Source organism: Paenibacillus arenosi, assembly GCF_014841135.1.
Lineage (GTDB): Bacteria > Bacillota > Bacilli > Paenibacillales > Paenibacillaceae > Paenibacillus_B > Paenibacillus_B arenosi.
Map to the genome: position 1 here is coordinate 1 of NZ_JACYTN010000034.1, position 26,229 is coordinate 26,229.

23 protein-coding genes are annotated in these 26,229 nt (G+C 42.5%); 14 read left to right on the forward strand and 9 right to left on the reverse strand.

Annotated features, from left to right (window positions below):
• Nucleotides 1–527 precede the first annotated feature (527 nt).
• Entirely contained in the window at nucleotides 528–1,673 is a 1,146-nt protein-coding gene (locus tag IFO66_RS22180) for an HD-GYP domain-containing protein (RefSeq protein WP_192027221.1), read from the reverse strand.
• 181 nt (nucleotides 1,674–1,854) lie between these two features.
• On the reverse strand, nucleotides 1,855–4,362 hold the full coding sequence (gyrA, locus tag IFO66_RS22185; RefSeq protein ID WP_192027222.1) for a DNA gyrase subunit A: 2,508 nt from the start codon (nucleotides 4,360–4,362) through the stop codon (nucleotides 1,855–1,857).
• 415 nt (nucleotides 4,363–4,777) lie between these two features.
• Between gyrA and IFO66_RS22190 the strand changes: the two genes are divergently transcribed.
• Entirely contained in the window at nucleotides 4,778–5,677 is a 900-nt protein-coding gene (locus IFO66_RS22190) for a YheC/YheD family protein (protein ID WP_192027223.1), read from the forward strand.
• A gap of 69 nt (nucleotides 5,678–5,746) precedes the next feature.
• Here the strand turns inward: IFO66_RS22190 and gyrB are convergent, their stop codons facing one another.
• The 6 genes from gyrB to dnaA form a co-directional block, all read right to left on the reverse strand.
• Nucleotides 5,747–7,657, reverse strand: a complete 1,911-nt coding sequence (gene gyrB, locus IFO66_RS22195; RefSeq protein WP_192027224.1) for a DNA topoisomerase (ATP-hydrolyzing) subunit B — start codon at nucleotides 7,655–7,657, stop codon at nucleotides 5,747–5,749.
• Between the two features lie 43 nt (nucleotides 7,658–7,700).
• Nucleotides 7,701–7,958, reverse strand: a complete 258-nt coding sequence (gene remB / locus IFO66_RS22200) for an extracellular matrix regulator RemB (protein ID WP_144992687.1) — start codon at nucleotides 7,956–7,958, stop codon at nucleotides 7,701–7,703.
• 12 nt (nucleotides 7,959–7,970) lie between these two features.
• Nucleotides 7,971–9,083: a DNA replication/repair protein RecF gene (gene recF, locus IFO66_RS22205; RefSeq protein ID WP_028594516.1), complete on the reverse strand. Its 1,113-nt coding sequence runs from the start codon at nucleotides 9,081–9,083 to the stop codon at nucleotides 7,971–7,973.
• 3 nt (nucleotides 9,084–9,086) lie between these two features.
• Entirely contained in the window at nucleotides 9,087–9,311 is a 225-nt protein-coding gene (gene yaaA / locus IFO66_RS22210; protein ID WP_192027225.1) for a S4 domain-containing protein YaaA, read from the reverse strand.
• A 30-nt stretch (nucleotides 9,312–9,341) separates the two neighbouring features.
• Nucleotides 9,342–10,481, reverse strand: coding sequence for a DNA polymerase III subunit beta (gene dnaN / locus IFO66_RS22215; RefSeq protein WP_192027226.1), 1,140 nt, complete (start codon nucleotides 10,479–10,481; stop codon nucleotides 9,342–9,344).
• Nucleotides 10,482–10,664: 183 nt separating this feature from the next.
• Nucleotides 10,665–12,017: a chromosomal replication initiator protein DnaA gene (gene dnaA / locus IFO66_RS22220; RefSeq protein ID WP_192027227.1), complete on the reverse strand. Its 1,353-nt coding sequence runs from the start codon at nucleotides 12,015–12,017 to the stop codon at nucleotides 10,665–10,667.
• 880 nt (nucleotides 12,018–12,897) lie between these two features.
• On the opposite strand from dnaA, the gene rpmH reads away from it, so the two are divergent.
• The 12 genes from rpmH (at nucleotide 12,898) to IFO66_RS22280 (ending at nucleotide 25,205) form a co-directional block, all read left to right on the forward strand.
• A complete protein-coding gene (rpmH, locus tag IFO66_RS22225; RefSeq protein WP_028594520.1) occupies nucleotides 12,898–13,032 on the forward strand; it encodes a 50S ribosomal protein L34 in 135 nt (44 codons plus the stop codon).
• Nucleotides 13,033–13,249: 217 nt separating this feature from the next.
• Nucleotides 13,250–13,588: a ribonuclease P protein component gene (gene rnpA, locus IFO66_RS22230; RefSeq protein ID WP_144992675.1), complete on the forward strand. Its 339-nt coding sequence runs from the start codon at nucleotides 13,250–13,252 to the stop codon at nucleotides 13,586–13,588.
• A gap of 91 nt (nucleotides 13,589–13,679) precedes the next feature.
• Nucleotides 13,680–14,453, forward strand: coding sequence for a YidC/Oxa1 family membrane protein insertase (locus IFO66_RS22235; protein ID WP_192027228.1), 774 nt, complete (start codon nucleotides 13,680–13,682; stop codon nucleotides 14,451–14,453).
• On the forward strand, nucleotides 14,450–15,235 hold the full coding sequence (gene jag / locus IFO66_RS22240; RefSeq protein ID WP_192027229.1) for an RNA-binding cell elongation regulator Jag/EloR: 786 nt from the start codon (nucleotides 14,450–14,452) through the stop codon (nucleotides 15,233–15,235). The genes IFO66_RS22235 and jag overlap by 4 nt, the downstream gene beginning before the upstream one ends.
• Nucleotides 15,236–15,427: 192 nt before the next feature.
• Complete coding sequence (mnmE, locus tag IFO66_RS22245) at nucleotides 15,428–16,804, forward strand: tRNA uridine-5-carboxymethylaminomethyl(34) synthesis GTPase MnmE (protein WP_192027230.1); 1,377 nt, start codon at nucleotides 15,428–15,430, stop codon at nucleotides 16,802–16,804.
• Between the two features lie 170 nt (nucleotides 16,805–16,974).
• Nucleotides 16,975–18,882, forward strand: coding sequence for a tRNA uridine-5-carboxymethylaminomethyl(34) synthesis enzyme MnmG (mnmG, locus tag IFO66_RS22250; RefSeq protein ID WP_192027231.1), 1,908 nt, complete (start codon nucleotides 16,975–16,977; stop codon nucleotides 18,880–18,882).
• Nucleotides 18,883–18,958: 76 nt separating this feature from the next.
• Nucleotides 18,959–19,681, forward strand: a complete 723-nt coding sequence (gene rsmG / locus IFO66_RS22255) for a 16S rRNA (guanine(527)-N(7))-methyltransferase RsmG (RefSeq protein WP_192027232.1) — start codon at nucleotides 18,959–18,961, stop codon at nucleotides 19,679–19,681.
• A 747-nt stretch (nucleotides 19,682–20,428) separates the two neighbouring features.
• Nucleotides 20,429–21,244, forward strand: coding sequence for a nucleoid occlusion protein (noc, locus tag IFO66_RS22260; protein ID WP_192027233.1), 816 nt, complete (start codon nucleotides 20,429–20,431; stop codon nucleotides 21,242–21,244).
• A 409-nt stretch (nucleotides 21,245–21,653) separates the two neighbouring features.
• Nucleotides 21,654–22,418 carry a ParA family protein gene (locus IFO66_RS22265; RefSeq protein ID WP_192027234.1) on the forward strand — a complete coding sequence of 255 codons (765 nt, stop codon included), beginning with the start codon at nucleotides 21,654–21,656 and terminating at the stop codon, nucleotides 22,416–22,418.
• On the forward strand, nucleotides 22,411–23,256 hold the full coding sequence (locus IFO66_RS22270; protein WP_192027235.1) for a ParB/RepB/Spo0J family partition protein: 846 nt from the start codon (nucleotides 22,411–22,413) through the stop codon (nucleotides 23,254–23,256). The genes IFO66_RS22265 and IFO66_RS22270 overlap by 8 nt, the downstream gene beginning before the upstream one ends.
• A gap of 248 nt (nucleotides 23,257–23,504) precedes the next feature.
• Complete coding sequence (locus IFO66_RS22275) at nucleotides 23,505–24,674, forward strand: aminotransferase class V-fold PLP-dependent enzyme (RefSeq protein WP_192027236.1); 1,170 nt, start codon at nucleotides 23,505–23,507, stop codon at nucleotides 24,672–24,674.
• A gap of 33 nt (nucleotides 24,675–24,707) precedes the next feature.
• The gene (locus IFO66_RS22280) at nucleotides 24,708–25,205 is read left to right on the forward strand and encodes a DUF4446 family protein (protein ID WP_192027237.1); all 498 of its coding nucleotides are present in this window, start codon (nucleotides 24,708–24,710) and stop codon (nucleotides 25,203–25,205) included.
• A gap of 28 nt (nucleotides 25,206–25,233) precedes the next feature.
• Here IFO66_RS22280 and yyaC read toward each other — a convergent pair whose 3' ends face one another.
• The gene (gene yyaC / locus IFO66_RS22285) at nucleotides 25,234–25,827 is read right to left on the reverse strand and encodes a spore protease YyaC (protein WP_192027238.1); all 594 of its coding nucleotides are present in this window, start codon (nucleotides 25,825–25,827) and stop codon (nucleotides 25,234–25,236) included.
• A 159-nt stretch (nucleotides 25,828–25,986) separates the two neighbouring features.
• Between yyaC and IFO66_RS22290 the strand changes: the two genes are divergently transcribed.
• Nucleotides 25,987–26,223 (forward strand): putative Se/S carrier protein, encoded by a 237-nt coding sequence (locus tag IFO66_RS22290; protein WP_192027247.1) that lies wholly within the window; start codon nucleotides 25,987–25,989, stop codon nucleotides 26,221–26,223.
• Nucleotides 26,224–26,229: the final 6 nt, after the last annotated feature.

A 26,229-nucleotide genomic window follows, 5' to 3' on the forward strand; every position in this document is an offset into this window, starting at 1 on the left:
CATAAAAGTGTTTGACTTGCTCATTTGTAATGCTGACGAAATTCATTGCTGAATTTCTTATATCAAACGTTTCACTCGTTGTTCAGTTTTCAAAGAACAATTCGGCTCAGATCACTTATCTTATCGACTCGTTTTCTTTCGCTCTCGTTCGCCGTGTTTCTCAGTGGCGACCTTTATAATATATCATTTTGTTTCTTTCGAGTCAAGCTTTTTTTTAAAAACTTTATTTGAAGCATTTATTTTAAATGACTTTCAAACCGCTGTTTTATTTGGCTTATCTCAGCCGCTCCTCTCGGTGGCGGAAATATAATATACCATGTTGATCTACAAAGTTCAACTGTATAGATCACTCCAAATTATGGATAGTCTATTTTAAAAAAATTAGACTATCTGCATTTTTAATAAATCCGCTACTTGATTGCTCTATTTGTACGATTTACTCAAATAGCGGTTTATTTAAAATCTACTTTTCTAGCCTGTTAACATTACTCATGTATTAAAAGGAGTCCATGGTTAAATTGATATATCTAATCGGACACTACCTTTTCAATATGCAAATGTCTTTCCTCTGCTAGTTGAATAATTGTGCCTTCTACTGAAATCCAGGGTCTCGTAGGATATATACTATCTATAAATACAATTTCACCAGTTCGACCATCACTCAATACTACAAAGGTACCTTGGGTAAGCAGGGTAAGTTTCTGTATAAATACTTGCACCATCTGCGGATCAAGCTTACCGAATGCTTGGCGATGTAATTGTTCTAATACGACATAAGGAGAAGCAGCCTTACGATAGCTGCGATTTTGCGTCATCGCATGGAACATATCTGCAATAGCTACCATTTTGGCATAGGGATGAATTTGATCACTCAAAATCCTCAATGGATATCCACTCCCATCTAACCTTTCATGATGCTGTAGAGCTGCTAGCTTAACTCCTTCAGTAATCATGTTCGCAGTACGAAGAATTTCATAGCCGTATAGCGTATGACGACGTACCTCTGTTTGCTCCACTTCTGTAAGGGACTCTTTTTTGCGAAGAACATCTTCATCTACTTTTACTTTCCCTATATCATGCAGTAGACCTGCGAGGGCAATTTGCATACCTTCTTTTTCTGAATAGCCACTCCAATGGCCAATTAAGTATGTCGTAAGTGCGACTGCAATCGATTTATGTATTAAAAAGTTTGTTGCTAGTTCTTGATCGACTTCCCTTATGTACATTTGAACAGCTAAAGGCTTATATTCTTTTATTTGATCAATTAGCGGTCTTAGTAGCTTACGCATTTCCATTGTTGGCACTTGATTAGCCCGTGCCATATTTAATACTTGTGTCATCAATTTGGCTAACTCGGCCCATGCTACGTGAAATGGTTGATCACTATTTGTAGCTTTCGTATCCAATTCTGGAACATCGCTCTCTGATAACTGTTCTCTTGGTTTAGACTGTTGTTCTTTCGAAATTGGGGATTTCGCTGGAGTTGGTTTGGCTGACTCCATTTTCTTTTTAGAATTAATATGAACATGCTTGATCATGAACGCATCCAGTACTTCGATATCACGTTCCGTCAATACACGTCCTTTAGGCATTATGATACCACCAAGCTCGGAGCTTACATCCTTACTCAAACAATCCCCCAGTTTTACCTGTGCGATTGGTAACATAGACATAGCTTCCACACCCCCACGATCTAATTGAAGTACGTGCTGATTATTTGCGCATGTATAGTATAGGTAATAAAAAACGTGAAGACGATGTACCTTGCAGGTACGCCGCCTTCACGCGTAGGACGAAGCTAATACCGTGTCCTTATCTTTCGATTGAGCTATTTATTGTTAACTGTGGCATAGATTACTCTGTGCTACCGTCTTCTACTTCTGGTGCAGCTCCATCTACAGATGTTTCTCCGTCTATATCTTCAGAAAGAGCTTCCTCTTCATTCTTGCTGCAACGTGTTACGGTAGACACCGAATCCTCATCGCGAATGTTAATAACTTTAACACCTTGCGCATAACGACCCATTTGCGAAATACCAGCAATGCTTGTTCGAATAATTGTACCAGAAGCGGTAATGACCATGAGATCATCTTCATCTTGTACAATTTTCAAACCTACAACAGCACCATTTTTCTCTGTCACATTAATCGTCTTGATTCCTTTACCACCACGAGACTGAGAACGGTATTCCGTAGTCGGTGTCCGTTTGCCGTAACCTTTAGCTGTAACGATTAATACATCGTTATTCTCATCTACGATATCCATATCGATGACATAATCGCCTTCATCAAGGGTAATCCCCTTAACACCAGTCGCACTACGTCCCATCGAACGAACATCCTTTTCAGAGAATCGGATCGACATACCTGTGTTAGTACCCATAATGACCTCTTGCTCACCGTCTGTTAGACGTACACCGATAAGATCGTCGTCTTCACGCAAGTTGATCGCAATTAGGCCACCTTTACGAATGTTTACATAGTCATCAAGTGGCGTCTTCTTCACGATACCCTGACGAGTAGCGAAGAATAGATACTGATTGCTATCGAACGATTCGACTGGGATAACCGCATTAATCGTTTCACCTTGTTCAATCTGGATCAGATTGATAATCGGTGTTCCACGCGCAGTACGGCTTAGATCAGGAATTTCATACGCTTTGATCCGGTACACTTTTCCTTTGTTCGTGAATATCATCAAATAATGATGAGAATCCGTAAGGAACAAGTGTTCAACAAAGTCATCTTCCTTCGTATCCATACCCATTACACCGCGCCCGCCCCGCTTCTGACTACGATAAGTCGTAGCAGGCAAACGTTTAATGTAGCCACTATGTGTAATCGTGATGATAACATCTTCACGAGGAATCAAGTCCTCATCCAAGATGCTGTCTTCACCAATCGTAATCTCCGTACGACGCTCGTCACCGAACTTCTGCTTAATCTCTTCAAGCTCTTCATGAATAATTTGCAGAACAAGTTGTTCACTCGCTAGAATCTCCTTGTACTCTGCAATCTTCTTCATCAGTTCGTTAAACTCTTCTTCGAGCTTCTCTCGCTCCAAACCAGTCAAACGACGCAAGCGCATATCGAGAATCGCTTGAGCTTGTTCATAGCTCAGTTCGAAACGCTCCATTAATCCATTACGCGCTACCTCATCAGAATGAGAAGCACGGATTAGAGCAATAACTTCATCGATGTGGTCCAATGCAATGATTAGACCCTGTAAAATATGAGCACGAGCTTCTGCTTTGCGAAGGTCATATTCCGTGCGACGACGGATAACTTCGACTTGGTGCTGCAAATAATAGTACAGCATATCTCGCAAGTTCAAAATGCGCGGCTCGTTATTAACCAGTGCAATCATATTCACACCGAAGTTGGATTGCATCGGCGTCTGCTTGTACAAGTTGTTCAAAACGACGCTTGGATTGACATCACGACGCAACTCGATAACGATGCGCATACCATTACGGTCAGATTCATCGCGCAAATCTGTTATTCCTTCGATCTTCTTCTCACGAACAAGCTCTGCAATTTTTTCAACTAGGCGAGCTTTGATAACTTGATAAGGAAGCTCATGCACGATAATACGTGCCTTGCCGCCATTCTCTTCAATCTCTGCACGCGCACGCATTGTCACCGAACCACGGCCTGTAGCATATGCTTGACGTATACCTGATCTGCCCAGTATTAGCCCTGCTGTTGGGAAATCAGGACCTTGTATATAATCCATCAGCTCAAGCGGTGTTAATTCAGGATTATGAATTAATGCTTGAACCCCGTTAATAACTTCCGTTAAGTTATGCGGTGGAATGTTCGTTGCCATACCAACGGCAATACCAGACAATCCATTCACCAGTAGATTCGGGAATCTTGCTGGTAGCACAACAGGTTCTTTCTCTTCGCCGTCATAGTTCGGTGCAAAATCAACCGTTTCTTTATTCAAGTCTCGCAGCAATTCTGTTGCGATCTTGGATAAACGCGCCTCCGTATAACGCATCGCTGCAGCCATATCGCCATCGATGGAACCGAAGTTACCGTGTCCATCAACTAGCATATAGCGCAGTGAGAAGTCCTGTGCCATACGAACCATCGTTTCGTATACAGCTGAATCACCATGAGGATGGTACTTACCGATGACCTCACCAACGATTCTCGCCGACTTCTTATAAGGCTTGTCCGGCGTCATGCCTAACTCTGACATCGCATACAGAATCCGGCGATGTACCGGTTTCAGTCCGTCACGCACATCAGGCAGTGCACGGCTGACGATGATGCTCATCGCATAATCGAGGAATGATTCGCGCATCTCTGTACCTATATCACGTTCCTTGATTTGCGATTGTTGTTCTTCCGCCATGCTGGACCTCCTTTAACAATATCGTCTGTAACGTCCGCTTCCTAGGGGCTAACACTTGTTCACCTATCATCTATCCCCGTGAACACATGAAACTTCAACGAGCTATTCCGTCTTATTACAACTCACAAAAAAACGGCCGCCGTTCCAAAATGGAAGCAGCACCGCATCTCCCAATGACATGAATTCAAAAAGCCTAATATATCGCTACTTGTATTATATTACTTTCACAAAAGGGAAACAATTAAACGTTTCCTTCCGCAGCGTCTATATCCGAACAATAATCTAGTGGAGTTAGGTGTTTGTTCTTGCCCTTAGCGGATGTCTTTTTAAACTACACACTATTATACCATGAATCCCGCCTAAATACGGAATAAAATCATCACTTCGATGCCATCAACAAGAAAGGATGAACACGATGCGCATAAGACGTGTTCGCAGCAAACTTAAAAAAGCAGCAGCGATTGACAAACATGCTGGGCTAAAAATCTTTCAACCAGAAACTACATCCTTTTCGTCAGAACATTTATATCAAATGCTCTACAAGCATAGCATGCTATACATTAAGCCAGAAGGAGGAACTGGTGGTGCCGGCATTATTCGTGTTGGATTAACGAATCACTCCACATCCTATCTGCTGCAAAAAGATACGTTTAGCGAGAGATGGGATCAATTTGATCAGCTATATGCCCGTTTGTCACATTTTATCGGCAGCAAAAAATACCTAATTCAACAAGGGATTCATTTACTTACAAATAATAAACGGCCTTTAGATCTTCGTATCATGGTACAACGAAATAAAGGTGATGCTTGGGAAATGACAGGTATGCTAGCACGTGTTGCAGCCCCGCGTAAAGTAGTTACCAACTACCATCGAGGCGGCACGCTGCATCAAGTAGATTCCGTTTTGAGACAATACGCTGATTCGAACCGTCTTCAAGAGCTCAAGAAGCAGCTTGAGCAAATTGCACTGCTAACAGCCAAACACCTTAATAAGCATTTTCCAACCTTAATCGAGCTTGGCATTGATATTGGACTTGATAAACAACTAAAACCATGGATTTTAGAAGTGAATACCCAGCCAGATAAAAATATTTTTCGATTTCATACAAATAAAAAGCTGTATTCCAAAATGATGGGCTATGTTCGCTATCAAATTTTGAAACGCACACTCAAAAAAACACAGGCTAACCCCGCACCTCAACTACTGTCTAAAACAAAACCTAAGCCATTTGCTGCTAAGGAAGCGGCTCGTGTCCGCCCTGCTTTAAGTCCTGCTCCCCCTGTGCCTATTCCTTTATTAATCTCAAAAGACTAATGCCAATTTATTACCAAACCTATAAATAAAAGCCCCAACCAATTACTGGCTGGGGCACTTAATCGTGTATTAAATATCTAGATTTTTAACAAACTTAGCATGCTGCTGAATGAAATCACGTCTTGGTTCAACGTTATCACCCATCAACGTGTTAAAAATTTCATCTGCTTGACGCGCATCGTCAATCGTTACTTGAAGCATTTTACGGCTCTCTGGGTCCATTGTCGTTTCCCACAACTGAGTCGCGTTCATTTCCCCGAGTCCTTTATAACGCTGTACGTTAATCTTCACACCTTGACCGAACTCTGCCATAATCTCATCACGCTGTTTTTCGCTATCCGCATAGCGAATCACCTTGTTGCGCTCGATCTTGAATAGTGGTGGCTGTGCGATATAAATATAGCCAGAGTCAACTAGCTTACGCATGTACCGGTAGAAGAACGTCAGCAGCAACGTACGAATATGAGCGCCGTCTACATCGGCATCTGTCATAATTACGATTTTGTGATAACGTGCCTTCGCTATATCAAAGTCCTCACCAATACCTGTTCCGAGCGCCGTAATAATGGCACGAATCTCGGCATTGGACAAGATCTTATCTAAACGAGATTTCTCAACGTTCAAAATCTTACCCTTCAAAGGCAAGATCGCTTGGAAATGTCGATCACGTCCTTGCTTCGCTGAGCCACCTGCAGAGTCTCCCTCAACGATAAATATTTCAGAATTGGATGGATCTTTAGAAGAGCAGTCTGCTAACTTACCAGGCAAAGAGCTAACTTCTAACGCACTCTTACGGCGTGTCAGTTCACGAGCGCGACGTGCTGCTTCGCGAGCACGTGCAGCTTGCGTACCTTTTTCAACAATTTTACGTGATACAGCTGGATTCTCTTCTAGGAATTCCATGAACTTCTCAGCAAACATGGACTCAATAATACCACGAACTTCACTGTTTCCTAGCTTGGTCTTCGTCTGACCTTCGAACTGTGGTTCAGGAATTTTCACCGAAATGATAGTCGTCAAGCCTTCACGAACATCATCACCACTTAGGTTAGAATCGTTGTCCTTAACCAAGTTCATTTTACGAGCGTATTCGTTAATGACACGAGTCAATGCACTCTTGAAGCCGAACTCATGTGTTCCACCCTCATGTGTGTGGATATTATTTGCAAAAGAATAAATATGCTCACTGTAGCTGTCATTATATTGCAAGGCGATCTCACAAGAAATATGCTCTTTCATGCCCTCTACAAAAATAGGAGGTTCATGCAAACTCTCTCGATTGCGGTTCAAGTATTCAACGAACTCGATGATACCGCCATCGTATTTGAAAGAGTTAGATGTATCTGTACGCTCATCCTTCAATACAATTTCGAGACCACGGTTAAGGAATGCTAACTCTCGAATACGAGATGCTAAAATGTCATATTCATAGACGAGCGTTTCAGTAAAAATCTCGCTATCCGGCTTGAATTTTACTGTCGTCCCTGTTTCTGCTGTCTCTCCAATAACTTGCAAATCATATTGAGGTGCACCACGGCGATATTCTTGCTGGTGAACTTGGCCGTCCCGTCTCACGGTCACGATAAGCTGCTCAGACAAGGCATTTACGACCGAGACACCGACACCATGCAAACCGCCGGATACTTTATATCCTTCACCGCCGAACTTACCACCAGCATGAAGAACGGTCATAACGACTTCTACCGCAGGACGCTTCATCTTCGCATGCTCACCGACAGGGATACCACGTCCATTATCCGCTACCGATATGCTGTTGTCTTCATGTACAGTAACGTCAATACGCGTACAGTATCCAGCCAATGCTTCGTCGATACTGTTGTCGACAACTTCCCATACTAGATGATGAAGCCCCTTGGAGCTGGTAGAGCCGATGTACATGCCGGGACGCTTGCGAACCGCCTCCAGCCCTTCCAACACCTGTATCTGATTCTCATCATACGTATGCTGATTCAAAGACATGCCCTTCACCCACTTCTCTATATTCAGATCCGAATCAATCCGTTTATGCTTCTTCTACTCGCATCCCGCTGCGAGAGCGTTTCTTCAATGTCGTAGACGATATTGGAGAATAGTATACTTTTCCCTTTGTGACGACGATAGATTTAGCCTCTTCCTCACCGATCCACTCAACATTTTTAATCTTTTGAGAATGAGCGGCGAACTGCTTGGACAGCTTCGATGCTTTTTCAATCGTCACATCAAATATTGCGACCAACTCAGAGGAACGAATAACTCTTTCTCCACCTAAGTGAATATACAACTAACCCACTCCTTACCGTCTGACTTGCCCATTTTCCACGTGAAACACATTAGCATCCTGCAGTCGATGCGCATGAATGCTCTCAATACCTGTCGTTGTAATAAACGTCTGTACTTTCTCTTGGAAAGTTTCGATGAGCTGTGTTTGTCGATAAGAATCCAGTTCAGAAAGTACGTCATCCAGCAATAGTACAGGATATTCGCCAATCTCTTCATGCATGAATTCTATTTCGGCAAGCTTAAGCGACAATGCGGTTGTACGCTGTTGACCTTGTGAGCCGTACGTTTGAACTTCTTTGCCGTTAATGGAAAAAGCGAGGTCATCACGGTGCGGCCCGACAAGAGTTATGCCGCGCCGTATTTCCTGATCGTTCATTTGTGATAACTTTATCATAAATTGCTCGAATAAAACAGCTTCGTTATCCTCATCCAGCGCAAGGGAAGGAACATAGGAAATAGCGAGTTGTTCTTGTCCGTTTGTAATGCCTGCATGGATACGTTCAGCCCATACTTGGAGTTTCTTTAAATAGTGTTTCCGTTTCTTTACAATTTTAACACCATGTTCTACTAACTGTTCATTCCATACTTCGAGCATCTGCATATGGGCACTGCTGCGGTCATTCCACATTTGCTTGAGTAAGTTATTACGCTGGACAAGCACCTTTTGATATTGCTGCAAATGATATAAATATCCAGGATGTACTTGTCCAATTTCCATGTCTAGAAAGCGTCGGCGCACACTAGGTCCACCTTTTACAATTTCCAAATCCTCTGGTGCGAACATAACTACGTTAAGCGAACCGATAAAATTACTCAGTTTCTTCTGTTCCAATCCATTCAGCTTAGCCTTCTTACCTTGCTTGGAAATGTTCAATTCTAGATTATAGGTGCCGTACTTGCGTTCAACGGCAGCTTGTAACAGCGTATGATCTTTATCCCAAGCAATTAGTTCCCGATCCTTAGCTGTTCGATGTGACTTCGTCAGTGCAAGTACGAAGATCGATTCGAGCAAGTTCGTCTTCCCCTGGGCGTTGCGGCCGACGAAGATATTCACGTTGTTGTTCGTATCAAGCTCCATCGTCTCATAATTGCGATAATGTTGAAGAGATACTGACTTTACGAACACCGATTAAGCCTCTGTTGTCTGCACAACACGGAATGTGCCGCAGTCCTTTACTTCCACTGTGTCCCCGTCGCGCAATTTACGCCCACGGCGGTCTTCTGGTTCTGCATTCACTCGAACCGCCTGCTCTGCGAGCATTACTTTGACATGCCCACCTGTAGAAACGCAGTCAGCCAGCTTTAAAAACTGTCCGAGCGTAATGTAGTCCGTCTGTATATGAATCGATTTCATTTGTATTCCTCCTGGCATAGCTGCCTTTAACTAATTCGTCGTGCGGTAAGGCAAAATGAGATGCAAACTGTTCACATGCTCCGTCGGCGTAATAATAATTGGGCTCATTGCGCCAGTGAAGCCGATGAATATTTGTTCGCATTCTACAACTTTCAATATATCAAGCATATATTTGGAGTTAAAAGCAATACGTAAAGGTTCACCATCAAATCGCTTCACTTCAAGCTGCTCCGTAACTCGTCCTAGTTCGCTAGAGCTGGAAGAAACCTCGATCGTTCCATCCTCTTTCGTTTGCAAACGTACGATATTTGTTTTCTCTTCACGAGACAGCAAATACGCACGGTCGATAGCTTCCGTCAAATTTTTTGTATACAAAACAAGTTCTGTTTTGTATTGGTTCGGAATAATCTTAGAAGTGTCAGGGTATGTCCCATCCAAAATTCTCGTAAAGAACAACACATTGCCTACTTTGAATAACACTTGATTATCTGCAACGACAATATCAACCTTTGTTTGCTCCGGAATAATTTTGCTCAACTCATTTAGCGTTTTACCGGCAATAACAATGTTGTGGAAATGAATGTCGGAATCAACCTCAATAGTCGCAGAACGGCTTGCTAGACGATGACGATCCGTAGCAACGAACTTCATTTCCCCATGATGTAACTGCCAAAGTACACCTGTCAAAATAGGCGTCGTTTCGTTTGAGGAAATAGAGAACACAGTTTGCTTAATCATCGTCTTAAGGAGATCACCATTAACCGTAAGGACTTGATTCTCTTCGATGCTAGGCAAGATTGGGTATTCTTCCGGGTCGAGACCGACCATTTGAATATCAGTAGATCCTGCACGAAGGAATGTTTGGAATTGATCTCTTACTTCGATTTCGATATTAGCTGATGGAAGCTTTTTAATAATTTCAACGAAAAACTTAGCTGGTAAAACGACACTGCCTGGACGTTCGACTTGAACAATCGTTTGTCGATCATCTTCTACTGGAATAAAGCTTTGAATGGAAATATCAGTGTCACTTGCAGTTAAGGTTACTCCTTCCATCGTAACGTCAACTTTAATACCACTCAAAATAGGAATCGTTGTCCGACTTGAAATAGCTTTCGAAACGTTTTGTATCGCTTCATTGAGTTGTTGTTTCAAAATAGATAGCTTCATCATTTCACTCCTTAAACGGATGTTTATGTCTTAGTTGTTATTGTTTATTTATAAGATGATCTTATATTTAAAAAGATAGTAGTAATAGTAGGGGCAGTGAATATGTGGATAAGTCTCAAAAACCGCATAAAGTAAAGCCTATCCACATGTGTATAGATTGTGCATAGGCTCTTTGTATTTTGTTCATAATGTAGGGTTTTTAATTTTATCCATCAAGTTCTGAATGACCTTATATAACTCCTGATCACTGTCTATTGCTTGTGAAATTTTTTCATGGGCATGGATAACCGTCGTATGATCACGTCCACCGAATGCCTCACCAATCTTGGGCAAAGAATAGTCCGTCAATTCACGTGATAAATACATTGCAATTTGCCTTGGAAAAGCGACAGCTTTTGTCCGTTTACGAGCTTTGAAGTCTTCCAGACGTAGGCCATAGTATTCTCCAACTCGTTGCTGAATGTCTTGAATCGTAATCATCTTCGGGCGGCTCGAAGGAATAATGTCCTTGAGTGCTTCTGCCGTTAGATGCGTCGTAATATCTTGATTCATCATCGTAGAGTAAGCTACAACGCGAGTTAAAGCCCCTTCTAGCTCACGGATGTTCGTATTAATCTGATTCGCGATATAAACCATTGCTTCGTTCGGAATATCAAGGTTCTCTGCTTTGGCTTTCTTCCGAAGAATGGCGATACGTGTTTCGAGATCAGGTGGTTGAATATCCGTTATCAAGCCCCATTCAAAACGAGAACGCAAACGTTCTTCTAAAGTTTCGATCTCTTTTGGCGGACGGTCACTAGAGATAATAATCTGCTTATTTTCCGTATGCAGCGCATTGAAAGTATGGAAGAACTCTTCCTGCGTTGATTCTTTACCCGCCAAAAATTGAATGTCATCAATGAGCAAAATATCGATGTTGCGATATTTATTACGGAAACTTTCCCCGCGGTTATCACGGATCGCATTAATGAATTCATTCATAAACTTTTCCGACGTCGTATAGACAACTTTGGCATTCGCATTATGTTCCATAATGTAATGACCAATGGCATGCATCAAGTGCGTCTTGCCAAGTCCTACTCCTCCATATAAAAAGAGGGGATTGTAAGCTTTAGCAGGTGCTTCTGCTACCGCGAGCGAAGCTGCATGAGCAAAGCGGTTGTTTGAACCGATAACGAACGTATCGAACGTATATTTTGGGTTCAATTGACTGGCAACCGGCTCTTCATTTGATGAACGAACGACTGGAGCTGGTAGAGGAACAATCTCCGGTTCCGGTTCGGCTGCCTCTTCAATAATAAACTTCACGTCTACTTGCTTGCCGTTCATCTCATAAATGGTTGAGCTAACAAGATTCGTATAGCGACTTTCCAGCCACTCGACAGCAAATGTATTCGGTGCCGTTATAATGATAATTTTGTCGGTGTACTTTACCGCATTCGTAGCTTTGAACCAAGTGTCAAAGCTCGGCTTGCTTAATTTGGATTGAATAACGGCTAGTACTTCCTGCCAATGCTCATTTACTTGGCGATCCACAGATGGTTTCACTCCTTCAAACCTGTTACGTCGTCAGGGACGCTTGTGCCGGCTACGAAGCCATAAGGACAAGTTCCCCGACAATTGGCGCAGACAGAGGGAAGGTTAAAACATGAAAAGCCCTCTATCGGATATCAAGCGCATTGTCGGGGTCTATGCTGATACGACATACATCGAGCATGTCGAAATTGATGAAATTGAGTTGTATCATTTATCCACAATATAAACAGATAAAATAATAATAAAGTAAGGCTGAGGATAACTTGTTCACAACATTATCCACAGATTGTGAATAAGTCTGTACCAAACGAAATTATTCACATCAGAAAAGCAATATAATCATAGCAGATGAGCCCTTATTTTTCAACGATAGGGCGTTTTTTATCCACAAATTCAATAACTTGTGTATAAAAATTATGTACACCACAAGATATTGTTTACAACCTGTGATTTTTCGACATAATCCTTACGATTGCCGTCGAAATTTATACACAGGTTATCGTGGAGAAATTGATTTAAACGAAAAGGTTTTGCACATGTGAATAACTATATAGAACCTATATCGGAGATCTAATTTGTACATTAGACAATGTTGAGCTGTGGATAGTTTATGTAGATCGCAGAGAATATATATTTATTAAGGAATGAAATGAGGAAGGAAAAGATGCAGTGGTACCTCGTGATGTAAGGAGGAGATGAAATACTAAAACCTCATTTAAAGTAAAGAAAAGATCGTCATTTTGGCCAAAGTGTACCGTTGTAAGGTGGATGGATTGACTTTTAGACTTAATTCTGATTAAATATATAAAGGTATTTTCGTGAGACAAACAACAACATTCGTAATGAATAGATTGACTCTCAAGAGGAGGTGCAAGCAGAAATGAGACCTACTTTCAAACCAAACGTAAGCAAACGCAAAAAGAATCACGGTTTCCGTGCACGCATGAGCACGAAAAACGGCCGTAAGGTTCTAGCTGCTCGTCGTCAAAAAGGCAGAGCTAAGTTGAGCGCATAATAGCTGTTTATGCAAGACCACTGGTAGTGGTCTTTTTTTCTACCTAAATTCACGAACAATTGGCATATGTTCAGAAGGCTACTTTTGAATAACTTCTTTTATATAGGGTTTATTCTGCGGGGCTCAGGTACATACTTGGAGCAAGATAGTTTCCGGATGGATGCTGTTTCCGTACGATATCATGAACCTGAATTCGATGAGCGAGAGGAATGCGAACGTGCAAAAACAATATCGTTTGAAAGACCGCAGAGACTTTGCTCGTGTATATCGCCATGGCCGATCAGCAGCGAATCGCCAGCTAGTTCTATATGTCTTTCATCGTCCTGAGGTGGAGCGGTTCCGCGTCGGGATATCTGCAAGCAAAAAAATAGGAAATGCAGTTGTCCGCAATCGAATGAGACGTTTAATTAAGGAAATTATGCGTCTACAAGCAGGCAAAATTATCGATCATGTCGATCTCGTATTTATCGTTCGCAATGGTGCGACTGAGATGGATTACGAGCAATTGCGGAAGAGCGTCCACCATGTGTGCAAACGTGCTTCTGTATATAGATAAATTGCAGTACAATCAGATGATCAAGCGTTTCCATTGACTCGTAAAATATGATATATTTACAGTTGGAATCGGATGGTTTAGAGAGGAGTTAATGCTATTGTCACTTAAGAAGTTGCTTAACAATCGCAAATGGCTTCTGGTGGCGGGTTCTATCATGCTGCTTGCAGTATTGACAGGATGTACGTCCATGGAAACAATGACAGAAGACCAACTTCGCAGCGGGAACTTCTGGGAGCGTAATGTAGTCTTGTACTTTACATTGGCACTCAACACGTTTGCAGACTGGTTCAATGGCGAGTACGTATTAGCTATATTGCTATTGACGATTATCGTTCGAACAGCTATTTTGCCGCTGACGATCAAACAGATGCGTAGCTCTAAAGAAATGCAAAAGCTTCAACCGAAGCTACTAGAATTGAAGAAGAAATACAAAGACAATCCGCAGAAACAACAGGAAGAGACGGTAAAGCTGTTCCAACAGCATAACGTTAATCCGATGGCGGGTTGCTTACCGATATTGATTCAGATGCCGGTGTTCATTGCGTTATACAACGCAATTTACTTGAACGAAGATATTCGACATCATACGTTCTTGTGGCTCCAGCTTGGTGAGCCAGATAAATGGGTATTGCCAATTCTGGCAGCCTTGACAACATTCATTCAATCCAAAATGATGATGTCACAACAGCCGGCTCAGCCAGCTATGCAATTTATGACGTTAGTATTCCCAGTATTGATCTTCATCATGTCGATGCAGTTCCCGGCAGCATTGCCACTTTACTGGGTGTTCAGTAATATTTACACGATTGTTCAGAACTTTTTCCTTTATCGGAACAATGATAAGGAGGTTCAACCGGCGAAATGAAAACGTTAATTGTATCAGGAAAGACAATCGAACATGCAATTCAGAAAGGTTTGGCGGAACTTGGCGTGACGCAGGACCGTGTACAGGTTCGTATTTTGGAACAGCCTTCAAAGGGGTTCTTTGGCCTTATTGGTACAAAACCAGCTAAGGTAGAACTTACTGTCGAGGAAGCTGCTCAAACAGAAGACAAGCCATTGGCAGCGAAGAGTCAATCAGAAGAGGGTAAAGCTTCTACCTCATCAGCTGTACAAGCAGTACCGGAAGAAAAAGCGTTATCAGATTCCGCACAGTCAGAAGAGAAAACAGTTCGTGCTAGCGTGCAAGATCAAACAGCAGGTGTCGAAGAGGCAAAACAGTTCATTTTGGACGTTACTCAATCGATGGGGCTCGAAGTAGAGATTGCGATAGTGAAGCGTAAAGACACGGTTGTATTCGATATTTCCGGTTCCGACCTTGGCCTAATTATTGGTCGTCGCGGCCAGACATTAGATTCCCTTCAATATTTGGCGAATTTGGTGGCCAACCGCTATTCTGAGCAGCATGTGCGTCTTGTCCTTGATGCAGAACAATTCCGTGATCGCCGGAAACAAACCTTGGAATCGTTGGCTGAAAGGCTTGCGACCAAAACGGTTCGTACGCACAAGGAAATGATACTTGAGCCGATGACGCCGCAGGAACGCAAGATTATACATGCTAAGCTCCAGGATCATCCGAAGGTAAAGACGTACAGCAAGGGTGAAGAGCCTAATCGCCGTATCGTTATTGCTTTGAAATCACAATAACCTTATAAGAATGAACGTATAGTGATTGTTTATAACAAGCTTCTCATGATGAGAAAACGTTTGGAACAAGCTCTTATAGATGTTATCGTTGCAGGATGAGGAACGAATGTGCGCAATGATTGTCCCTCTGCCCCTAAGTAGGCAGGTAAGGGACAGTCATTGCTTTTTTTCTAGAGGTGGAGGTAAAGATATATGATGACGGAAACAATTGCTGCTATTTCTACGCCGCTTGGTGAGGGCGGTATTGCGGTCATCCGTGTAAGCGGAGAGACGGCTGTGCAGGAAGTGGAACGCATCTTCCAATCAAAGACGAAGTTGACTGAGGCAGCGAGCCATACAGTTAACTATGGATATATTGTTGATCCGGATACAAATGAGCAAATTGAAGAAGTATTAGTTACCGTTATGCTCGCACCGCGTTCTTATACGATGGAGAATGTAGTTGAGATTAACGTCCATGGTGGAGTTGTGTCCATGCGTCGCGTCATGGAGCTGCTGCTGAAGCTAGATATTCGTGTAGCCGAGCCAGGTGAATTTACGAAGCGTGCCTTTTTAAATGGACGTATCGATTTATCTCAAGCCGAGGCAGTTATGGACTTAATCCGCTCTAAATCAGACCGTGCCTTTGATGTTGCGATGAAGCAGGCTCAAGGCCAGCTGTCGAAGCGAATCAAAGATTTGCGTTATACGTTAGTGGAGACGCTTGCCCATATTGAAGTGAATATTGATTACCCAGAGCATGATGTAGATGAGCTTACAGGCAATTTTATTCAAGATAAATGCGGCCAGGTTATGGCTGAAATCGATAAGCTGCTTAAGACTGCATCTGAGGGTAAAATATTAAGAGAAGGCATTATGACTGCAATCGTAGGTCGTCCTAACGTAGGTAAGTCCTCGTTACTTAATGCGCTTGCTCAAGATAATAAGGCGATTGTTACAGATATTCCAGGTACGACGCGCGATGTTATTGAGGAAATGATTACGATTAATGGGATTCCATTGCGCTTGTTAGATACTGCCGGCATACGTGAAACCAATGATGTTGTAGAGCGTATCGGGGTAGAGCGTTCCCGTACAGCGCTACAGGATGCAGACCTAGTCTTGTTTGTTGTGAATTATAATGAACCTTTGCAAGCCGATGAACGTGAATGGCTGCAGCAAATTGAAGGTAGACAAGTTATCATCATTGTGAATAAAATGGACTTGCCTAATGAATTAGATGAACAGGAACTAGCTACCTTAGCAGGAAGATTCCCAATCGTAAAAATGTCTGCTATGCTGCAAGATGGTATTGATGCGTTAGAATCCGCTATTTCTGAGCTATTTTTCAGTGGAAAAGTGGAATCCAATGATGCAACCTATGTGAGTAATGTGCGTCATATTGGGTTGCTTCATAAGGCGCGTCGTTCCTTGCAAGATGCGGTTGAAGCATCTCAAGCAGGCATTCCGATCGATATTATGCAAATTGATGTCCGTACAGGTTGGGAGCTGTTAGGTGAGATTGTTGGTGATTCGGTAGGCGAGTCCTTAATTGATCAAATCTTCTCACAATTCTGTTTAGGCAAATAAGGTAAGTTGGTTAGGTCGTTTTGTTAAGCGGATAAAGCCGCTGTGTATAGGAAGAAGTTTATTTTAGTAAAATTGCTTTAAGGGAACTAGTTGTGGATAAAGGTGAAGTGTTCAGCTTCCCATTGAGACCGTTAGTTCATGAGCTTAGAGCGATGAAGGAGGGACATTAGATGCCATTCGTTGCAGGTGAGTACGATGTTATCGTAGTAGGAGCAGGGCATGCAGGTTGTGAAGCTGCATTGGCTTCCGCTCGTATGGGATGTAACACGCTTCTCTTGACGATTAACTTGGATATGGTCGCATTTATGCCGTGTAATCCATCAATTGGCGGACCTGCTAAAGGTCATGTCGTGCGTGAAATTGATGCACTTGGCGGAGAAATGGGCCGTAATATTGATAAAACATACATTCAAATGCGTATGTTGAATACGGGTAAAGGACCTGCTGTTCACGCTTTGCGTGCACAAGCTGATAAATTCCTTTATCAGCATCAAATGAAAGAAACGATTGAGAACACGCCCAACTTGACGCTTCGTCAAGGTATGGTCGAGGAGTTAATCGTTGAAGATGGCCGTTGTGTTGGGGTTGAAGCAAAAGGTGGGGCACAATACTTTGCGAAGGCAGTCGTTGTTACGACAGGTACGTATTTGCGCGGTAAAGTTATTGTCGGCGAACTTATTTATGAGAGCGGCCCGAACAACCAGCAGCCTTCTTTGAAGCTGTCTGAAAGTCTGAAAAACCTTGGACTTGAACTTGTACGATTCAAGACAGGAACACCACCACGTGTTCATGGAGATACGATTGATTTTAGTAAGACTGAGATTCAACCTGGTGATGATAAGCCAAAATTCTTCTCCTATGAAACGAAACATGCAGATAATGAACAGCTTCCATGTTGGTTAACATACACTTCAGCAGACACACATGAGATTATTAACAGTAACTTGGATCGTGCTCCTATGTTCTCTGGGGTTATTGAAGGTACAGGTCCACGTTATTGTCCGTCGATTGAAGACAAAATCGTTCGTTTTGCTGATAAGCCAAAGCATCAAATTTTCTTAGAGCCAGAAGGAAAAAATACGCGTGAGTATTACGTACAAGGTCTTTCCACGAGTATGCCGGAAGATGTACAGCTTCGTATTCTTCGTTCCATCCCTGGTCTAGAAAACGTAGAAATGATGCGTACAGGCTATGCGATTGAATATGATGCTGTTGTGCCGACACAGTTGTGGCCATCTCTTGAAACGAAGAAGGTAGATAGCCTATTTACAGCGGGACAAATTAACGGTACTTCTGGCTATGAGGAAGCAGCCGGACAAGGTCTTATGGCTGGTATCAATGCAGCTCGTAAAGTGCAGGGCAAAGAGCCAGTTATTTTGACCCGTTCTCAAGGTTATATTGGGGTTCTTATCGATGATCTCGTAACAAAGGGCACGAATGAACCTTATCGCTTGCTTACTTCTCGTGCGGAATATCGTTTGTTGCTTCGTCATGACAATGCGGATCTCCGCCTAACACCAACGGGTCGTGAGATTGGATTGATTACAGATGAGCGCTTTGCTACATTTGAAGAGAAAGTCTCACTAATCGAGCAAGAAACAGCTCGTTTGAAGGAGACGCGTGTTCGTCCGGATGAGACGGTTCAAGCTATGCTGCAGGAAGCTAATTCTGCGCCATTGGTGAATGGTATTGATGCATTGACATTGCTTCGTCGTCCTGAGCTTTCTTACGCTCATATCGAGAGTCTATATCCATCTCCATTGCCATTGGATGAGGACATGAAGGAACAGGTTGAGATCCAAGTGAAGTATGCGGGCTATATTGATAAGCAGCTCATTCAAGTAGAACGCCTTCAGAAGATGGAGAAGAAGCGTATTCCGGAAGATATCGATTACAGCCTTATACATGGACTTGCGATGGAAGCGAAGCAAAAGCTGGATCGTATTCGTCCGCTATCTATCGGTCAAGCATCGCGTATTGCTGGGGTAACACCTGCTGATATTTCGATCTTGCTTGTTTATTTGGAGCATTATAACCGTGTAACGGCGAAAAAGCATGCGGAAACGGATGCTGGATAAATGATGATGACGGCTCAATGTTCACGTTACGTGTTCGTTGAGCCGTTATGCAGTCTTGACGAGGGAGAACGGAACTATGGATCAAATTCAACAACAGTTACTAGATTGGCTTGCTCCACACGGGATATCTGTTACAGAGCGTCAATTTGAACAACTTGATCAGTACGTGGAAATATTGGCTGATTGGAATGAACGGATGAACTTGACGGGAATTACGGAGCGTGCGGCCGTATATGAGAAGCATTTTTATGACTCATTAACGTTGGCGTTCTATGTACCGATGAACAAGATCAATACGATGATTGACGTAGGCTCTGGAGCGGGATTCCCAGGTATTCCACTGAAAATTTTATTTCCTCATTTGAAGCTCACGATAATCGATTCTCTGAATAAACGTATCGGCTTCTTGAAGCACCTTGCTGCAGAGTTAGGGCTTGAAGATGTTAACTGTGTACATGCTCGTGCAGAAGAGGCAGCACGTAAACCTGAGCACCGTGATCAATATGATCTTGCTACAGCTCGTGCAGTTGCGCGTATGAACGTATTAAATGAGTTCTGTTTGCCATTTGTGCGCCCAGGTGGAACGTTTGCCGCCATGAAAGGTAATAATCCAGCAGAAGAGATTGCAGAGGCTTCACGCAGCCTCCAGTTGCTTCTGGCGAAGCGTACAGCTGATCATAAGCTTCTGCTTCCATTGGAGCAATCCGAACGTCATATTGTCCTTGTGGAAAAGACGGGTAAAACACCTAAGGCTTATCCGCGTAAGCCGGGTACGCCAATGAAAGAACCACTTGTTTAGATTGGAAATAGAAAAAATGTAAGCTATGCAGCATTATTTATTGGATATGCATGAGTAAATGATGTATCGTTACATGCACACAATAGGAGGCTATCTTTCTAGTTAGGAAAGATAGCTTTTTTTGTTTCCTGATTAAGGTTACTCATCATTTAGAAGAAGTTCCTTAACTGTTTCGTGTTTTTATAATCCAAGGCTATGCCTACTGAATGGAGGTGTACACTGAAGAATTTTAATAATGTGCCATAATAAAAATGGAAAATAATTGGTTTTATATCGTTCTATATGCTGAAATAACTGATCGATTATTTAAGTTCTAAAATTGATAGGGAAACTTCACGTAGAGTTGCATTTATTCTATCTATTTTGCTTGAAAATATGATACGATACAGATATAGGAATTTGGTAATGAGGCGGTAATGTTTCACGTGAAACATTAAGCGCTTGGTAGTGTCTCCAATTACTTGGAACTTAAGTAGTTGATAGGAATAAGCAGGAATATAATTCAAGTAAGTAGAATAGGTAACAAAGGCAATAAAGAATAGTGCAGTGATGTATGAAAATAAGCTGTACTGTGATGTAGGACAATGGTTGAACATGTTGGATTTACTAGTCTTAGTAGGAAATATATAAATCTCCAACGTTTGTTGGGAGATAGGATAGCTATAGCTCTATCGTCGTTGCATTGATGCTAGTGAGAGCTTGGCGTTTGTCTGGCATTACTATGAAGTTAGGTGGTAGAACATACAGATGAAAGAACAACTTTCTCGGTTACTGGGGTTTGCGGATCGTCAGGCTCAAGATGAGGTAAAGATGCTTCCTGTAGGAGACATCGCAATGAGCCCATACCAACCGCGAACGGTGTTTGATGACGATCGTATTGATGAATTGGCACAAACGATTAAAACACATGGTGTTATTCAGCCAATCGTCGTTCGTCCTCGCAACGGTAAATATGAAATTATTGCAGGTGAGCGCCGCTATCGTGCTGTAACAAAGCTTGGTCACGCAACGATTCCTGCTATTATTCGTGAATTTAATGATTCTCAGGCTGCTTCGATTGCTTTAATCGAGAACTTGCAGCGGGAGGGATTAACTTCGATCGAGGAAGCTGTCGCCTATCAAAAACTGATTGATCTGCATGATTTGACGCAGGAGAGTCTAGCTCAACGGCTAGGCAAGAGTCAGTCGACGATAGCCAATAAAATACGTCTGCTTCAGTTACCAGAAGGAGTAAAGCAAGCATTGATGGAGCGTAAAGTGTCTGAGCGTCATGCTAGAGCTTTACTCGGTCTTGAATCTGAAGATATTCAGCTTAAACTATTGGAAGAAATCGTTTCAAAAGAGCTGAATGTAAAGCAGACAGAAGCTAGAGTTGCATTTTATAAGCAAATTCATACACCGAAGAAATCAAAGCGTGTTTCCTACACGAAGGACGTGCGGTTAGCACTTAATACAATTCGCCAATCGGTAGATATGATTTCTGGTTCTGGTATGGCTATAAAGACAGATGAACGTGATCATGATGATCACTATGAAATCGTTATTCGCATACCGAAGCGATAATTTAACTTACGATTGGATTGGATAGCCCGCCATTCATCATGAACGTATGGAGCAAGCGGCACATGCCGCTTTTTTTATTTAACGGGATGCTGTAGTGAATATAGCAAGCTCGTTAAGGGTACGTGCAGCAGATTGTAATGGAATATGTGATAAGCTCCACTAGAGTAGTGTATACGTTATATAGGGCTATTCCACAATAGTACCGCTGTATAACATCATAATTAGATATGCTCATTTATTTAGTTATGAACAGAGTATGTTATATAAGCAAGGTTGATCGTTAATTACATGTACAATTAACTCATGGAATTAGTCTACCAGGACAAAGGACAATACAGAATCTTCATGAACAAATAGTTCTGTTTAGCAGCTAGATGGTACGACAAGAAAGGGCATTGGGGTGAGAGGAATGGCGGCTAAAATCATTGCCATTACCAACCAAAAAGGCGGAGTAGGGAAAACAACTACCACCGTCAACTTGGGTGCAGGGCTAGCGATATTAGGCAAAAGAGTGCTGCTCGTTGATATTGATCCACAAGGTAACACGACAAGCGGCGTAGGTGTAAACAAAGCGGATGTAGCAAATTGTATTTATGATGTCATTATCAATGATATTCATCCACATGAAGCCGTTCTAAAAACCAATGTTGAAGGTATGGATATACTACCGGCGACGATCCAACTAGCTGGAGCTGAGATAGAACTTGTGCCAACGATATCAAGGGAAGTTCGATTAAAAAAATCACTTCAGTTGGTGTCTCATCAGTACGACTATATCTTGATTGATTGTCCTCCTTCCTTAGGTATTTTAACGATTAATTCTCTTACAGCAGCTCAATCGGTTATCATTCCGATTCAGTGTGAGTATTATGCGCTTGAAGGGTTGAGCCAGCTTCTCAATACGGTTCGTCTCGTACAGAAGCATTTAAACACGGCTCTTCAAATTGAAGGCGTTTTGCTAACGATGCTGGATGCCCGCACCAATCTCGGCCTTCAAGTCATCGAGGAAGTGAAAAAATACTTCCAGGCAAAAGTGTATCAAACTATTATCCCGCGTAACGTACGCTTAAGCGAGGCGCCATCGCATGGTCAATCGATTATGACCTACGATTCAAGATCAAAAGGTGCAGAAGTATATTTGGAACTGGCGAAGGAAGTGATAACGTATGAGTAAACGTTTAGGACGAGGGCTGGATGCGCTCATTCCATCGTTGGCGGTGCAGGAAGATGATCGAGTAATCGAGATAGCACTTCAGCAGCTCAGACCGAATCCCTATCAGCCTCGTAAGCACTTTGATGATCAAGCTATTCAAGAGCTGGCAGAGTCTATTCGTCAGCATGGTGTTATTCAACCTATTATTGTACGTAGTGTACTAAAAGGATATGAAATTATTGCAGGTGAGAGACGTTATCGTGCTTCACAACTGCTTGGTCTAGAAAAGGTTCCAGCTGTTGTCCGTACATTTTCGGATGAGCAGACGATGGAAATAGCGCTTATCGAGAACTTGCAACGTGAAAATTTAAATGCGCTGGAATTAGCACAAGCGTACCATAACTTAATGGAACAGCTATCTTTAACACAAGAAGAGCTTTCTGTTAAGGTGGGTAAGTCACGTTCTCATATTGCTAACTTTTTACGACTCCTTCAATTACCAGATGAAGTAAAAGAACATGTTTCACGTGGAACATTAACGATGGGACATGCCCGTGCATTGGCGGGTATTAAGGATCCAGTCAAAACGATTCAACTGACGAAATCTGCTATTAGCAATGAGTGGAGTGTACGTCAGCTTGAAGAAGCGATTCAAATGATGAACCGCAAGGGAAAAACACAAGATAAGAAAAAAATGTCAGCAAAAGATCCGTATTTGGATGAACTGGAAGAGACACTTCGTGAGCGCTTCCGTACTACAGTAAAAATCAAAGCAAGCAAAAGTAAGGGCAGAATCGAGATTTCATATTACAATCAACAGGATCTAGAGCGCTTGTTAGAGATGTTAAATGCGTTATAGCTACTAGAGCTGAAGAGGCGTATGTAGTGACAACGATGATACATGAGTAACATAAGCGGATAGCACCTTTAGTTGTTGCGTTAAGCTAGCAGCATCTAAGGATGCTATCTTTTTTTGCCAAATAAAATTGAAAAAAGTTAAGAGCCTGTCATCCAATTGATTCAAACCTGTAATAAAGTAAGAGAGCATGTTAAAGGGGTAACAGTAGATATAACCATTCTAGTGAGCTGTAGAGGGGAGACTTATTGATGTCACCACAGAACAGTATCGTATATCTTGATCATGCGGCTACTTCTTGGCCCAAGCCTAAATGTGTGCAGGAAGCTATGTGGAAAGCAATGGAGGAAGAAGGAGCCAATCCAGGACGTGGTGGACATGTGATGGCAGTGCAAGCTGGTAAGCGATTAATGCGAGCTCGTATGGCGATTGCCGAACTGTTCCATATCCAAAACCCACTTGATATTGCTTTTACATTAAATACGACAATGGCATTAAATATGGCGATTATGGGTGTGTTAAATGCTGGCGATCATGTCATTGCTACTTCATTGGAACATAACTCAGTACGAAGGCCATTGGGATGGTTAAAGAAGGAACTAGGCATTTCGGTTACCTATATAGATACAGATGTCCATGGTAATTTGGACGTTAAGCAGGTTGAGGCTGCAATCAACAACAAAACAAAACTGCTTATTTGCAATCATAGTTCCAATCTGCTCGGAACGATATTGCCGGTGAAAGAATTAGGGCTACTTGCTAAGCATCACGGGCTGCTATTTCTAGTCGATGCAGCTCAGTCTGCAGGTGTTGTACCCATCGATGTTCAGGCTATGGGAATTGATATGCTTGCATTTCCTGGACATAAAGGATTACTTGGGCCAACTGGTACAGGGGCATTATATATTCACCCCGAAGTGGATGTAAAGCCACTTTTATACGGAGGCACAGGCAGTCACTCGGAGGAAGTGGAGCAACCGGAGACTAGACCAGATCGTTATGAAGCTGGGACGCCGAATACGATCGGAATAGCAGGGTTAGAGGCAGGTATCCGCTTCATTATGAAGCAAACGGTAAACAGGCTGTATGAACATGAGTGGGAGTTAACTCAGCAGCTCATGAAGGGTCTTATGACGATATCTGGAGTACGTGTGCTTGGACCGAAACTGGGGGAAGCTAGGACAGGAATTGTCGCTTTTCAGGTACATGCACTAGATAGCTCAGAGCTTGCTTTTCGCCTAGATCGGGAATTTGGCATTGCCGTACGGGCAGGTTATCATTGTACACCACTTGCACATGCGACAGCGGGTACGATTGGTGAAGGTGCAGTACGAGCAAGTGTAGGCTGGAATACGACAGTGGAAGATATCGAAAAATTAGTAGCAGCAGTAAAGCATTGCAGTGAAAATTCACAGAAGTAAATGAATTGATTGAAGCAGGAGAGAGCGACGAACATGAGTATGGACATGACGAATGTAGGGCCGTGGTTAGTAATCGGTACGGCTGCAATAACGTTCCTTTTATTAATTACAATTATGATTCAAGGAAGCCAAATACGTAAATTGAAACGCCGCTTCCACGCCGTAATGAGAGAATCAGGAGTGGATGATCTGGAGTCTTTGCTCGGACAGATGCAGACTGAAATAGAGCGTTTACATGTTCTAAATGGGGAACAGGCGAGCAAGCTCCAACAGTTGAATCAAAAAGTTAAGTCGCATGCAGGTCATGTAGGCATCGTGCGATACAATGCGTTTGATCAAGGTGGAGGCGAGCTTAGCTTCTCCGCGGCCATCCTAGATGAACAAAGCAGCGGGTTTATTATAACGGGAATTCACAGCAGGGATCATTCTTATGTGTATGCCAAGCCAGTAGAAATCGGTCAATCCATGTACACCTTGTCTCCTGAGGAACAAAAAGCAATGGAACAGGCATTGAGCAAACGTACGTCCTAATTTTTTTATAACCAATTAAAGAAATAGATTATGCTTCATAAGCACGTACTGAATGGATAATGGCTTGGTGCAAAGCATCGGCAATGATATCAGCCATGTTCATCACGAGATGCAGTCGTGTATTTTGCAGCACAAAATACTCCATAAAGCCTCCGATGTTGACGATGCCAGTAAGATGCATGTCACCTACCGGGGGCAATTGTTTATTTACGCCTGCTCCAGGCTTTACTGGCCCCGATTGGACTTGAATAAGACCAACACTAGTGCTTTGTCCTAAGCAGGCATCTACGGCGATGACAAACGCATTAGGTAGCTGCTCATTCAACTGCTGAAGCTTTTGTTGGAGGTTTACCGCATGGACAGGTTCTGCTAGTGTTCCGTATAAATGATAGGGATACGAGTCCAGACGTTCTAATCGGCTTCCAACGAGAGGGCCTAAGCAATCGCCTGTGGAACGATCTGTCCCAATACATACAACAGCTATAGGTTGATGAAGTGCACGCATCTTGATATGCTCCATACAAGCATTAATAATAAGTGGAAACGATTCAGGCTGGTCATAAGGCAACTTAACCATTGTTGGCTCGGATGAGGAAGGACGTTTAAAGAAAGGGTAGGACATACGTTTCAGCCTCCGTTTCTATAAATAGATAGTAATCAGTATATGGAAGAAAAGGGCGATTCATACGTATGTACAAGTAGATTTTCTTTCGCTAGACGATAAACGTGGATATGAGAGGGGATTGCCGTGACACAATCAGTTGAATCCGAGTGGCTTGTAATGGCGTTTGATTCTACCCAGCAAGCATTACGAGCAGAAATGCTAATGGAATATATGGATATCGACATAGATACATTTCCCACCCCGAAAGAGATTACAGCAGGTTGTGCCTTGTCGATTCGCTTTCCTTTTGCGATACTAGAAGAAGTACGAGTATTGTTAATAGAGCAACAGGTTGTTATTCGTGGTATTTTTAAACCAGTGGATGATGATTATGAATGTGTATGGAATGGATAGGAGGGA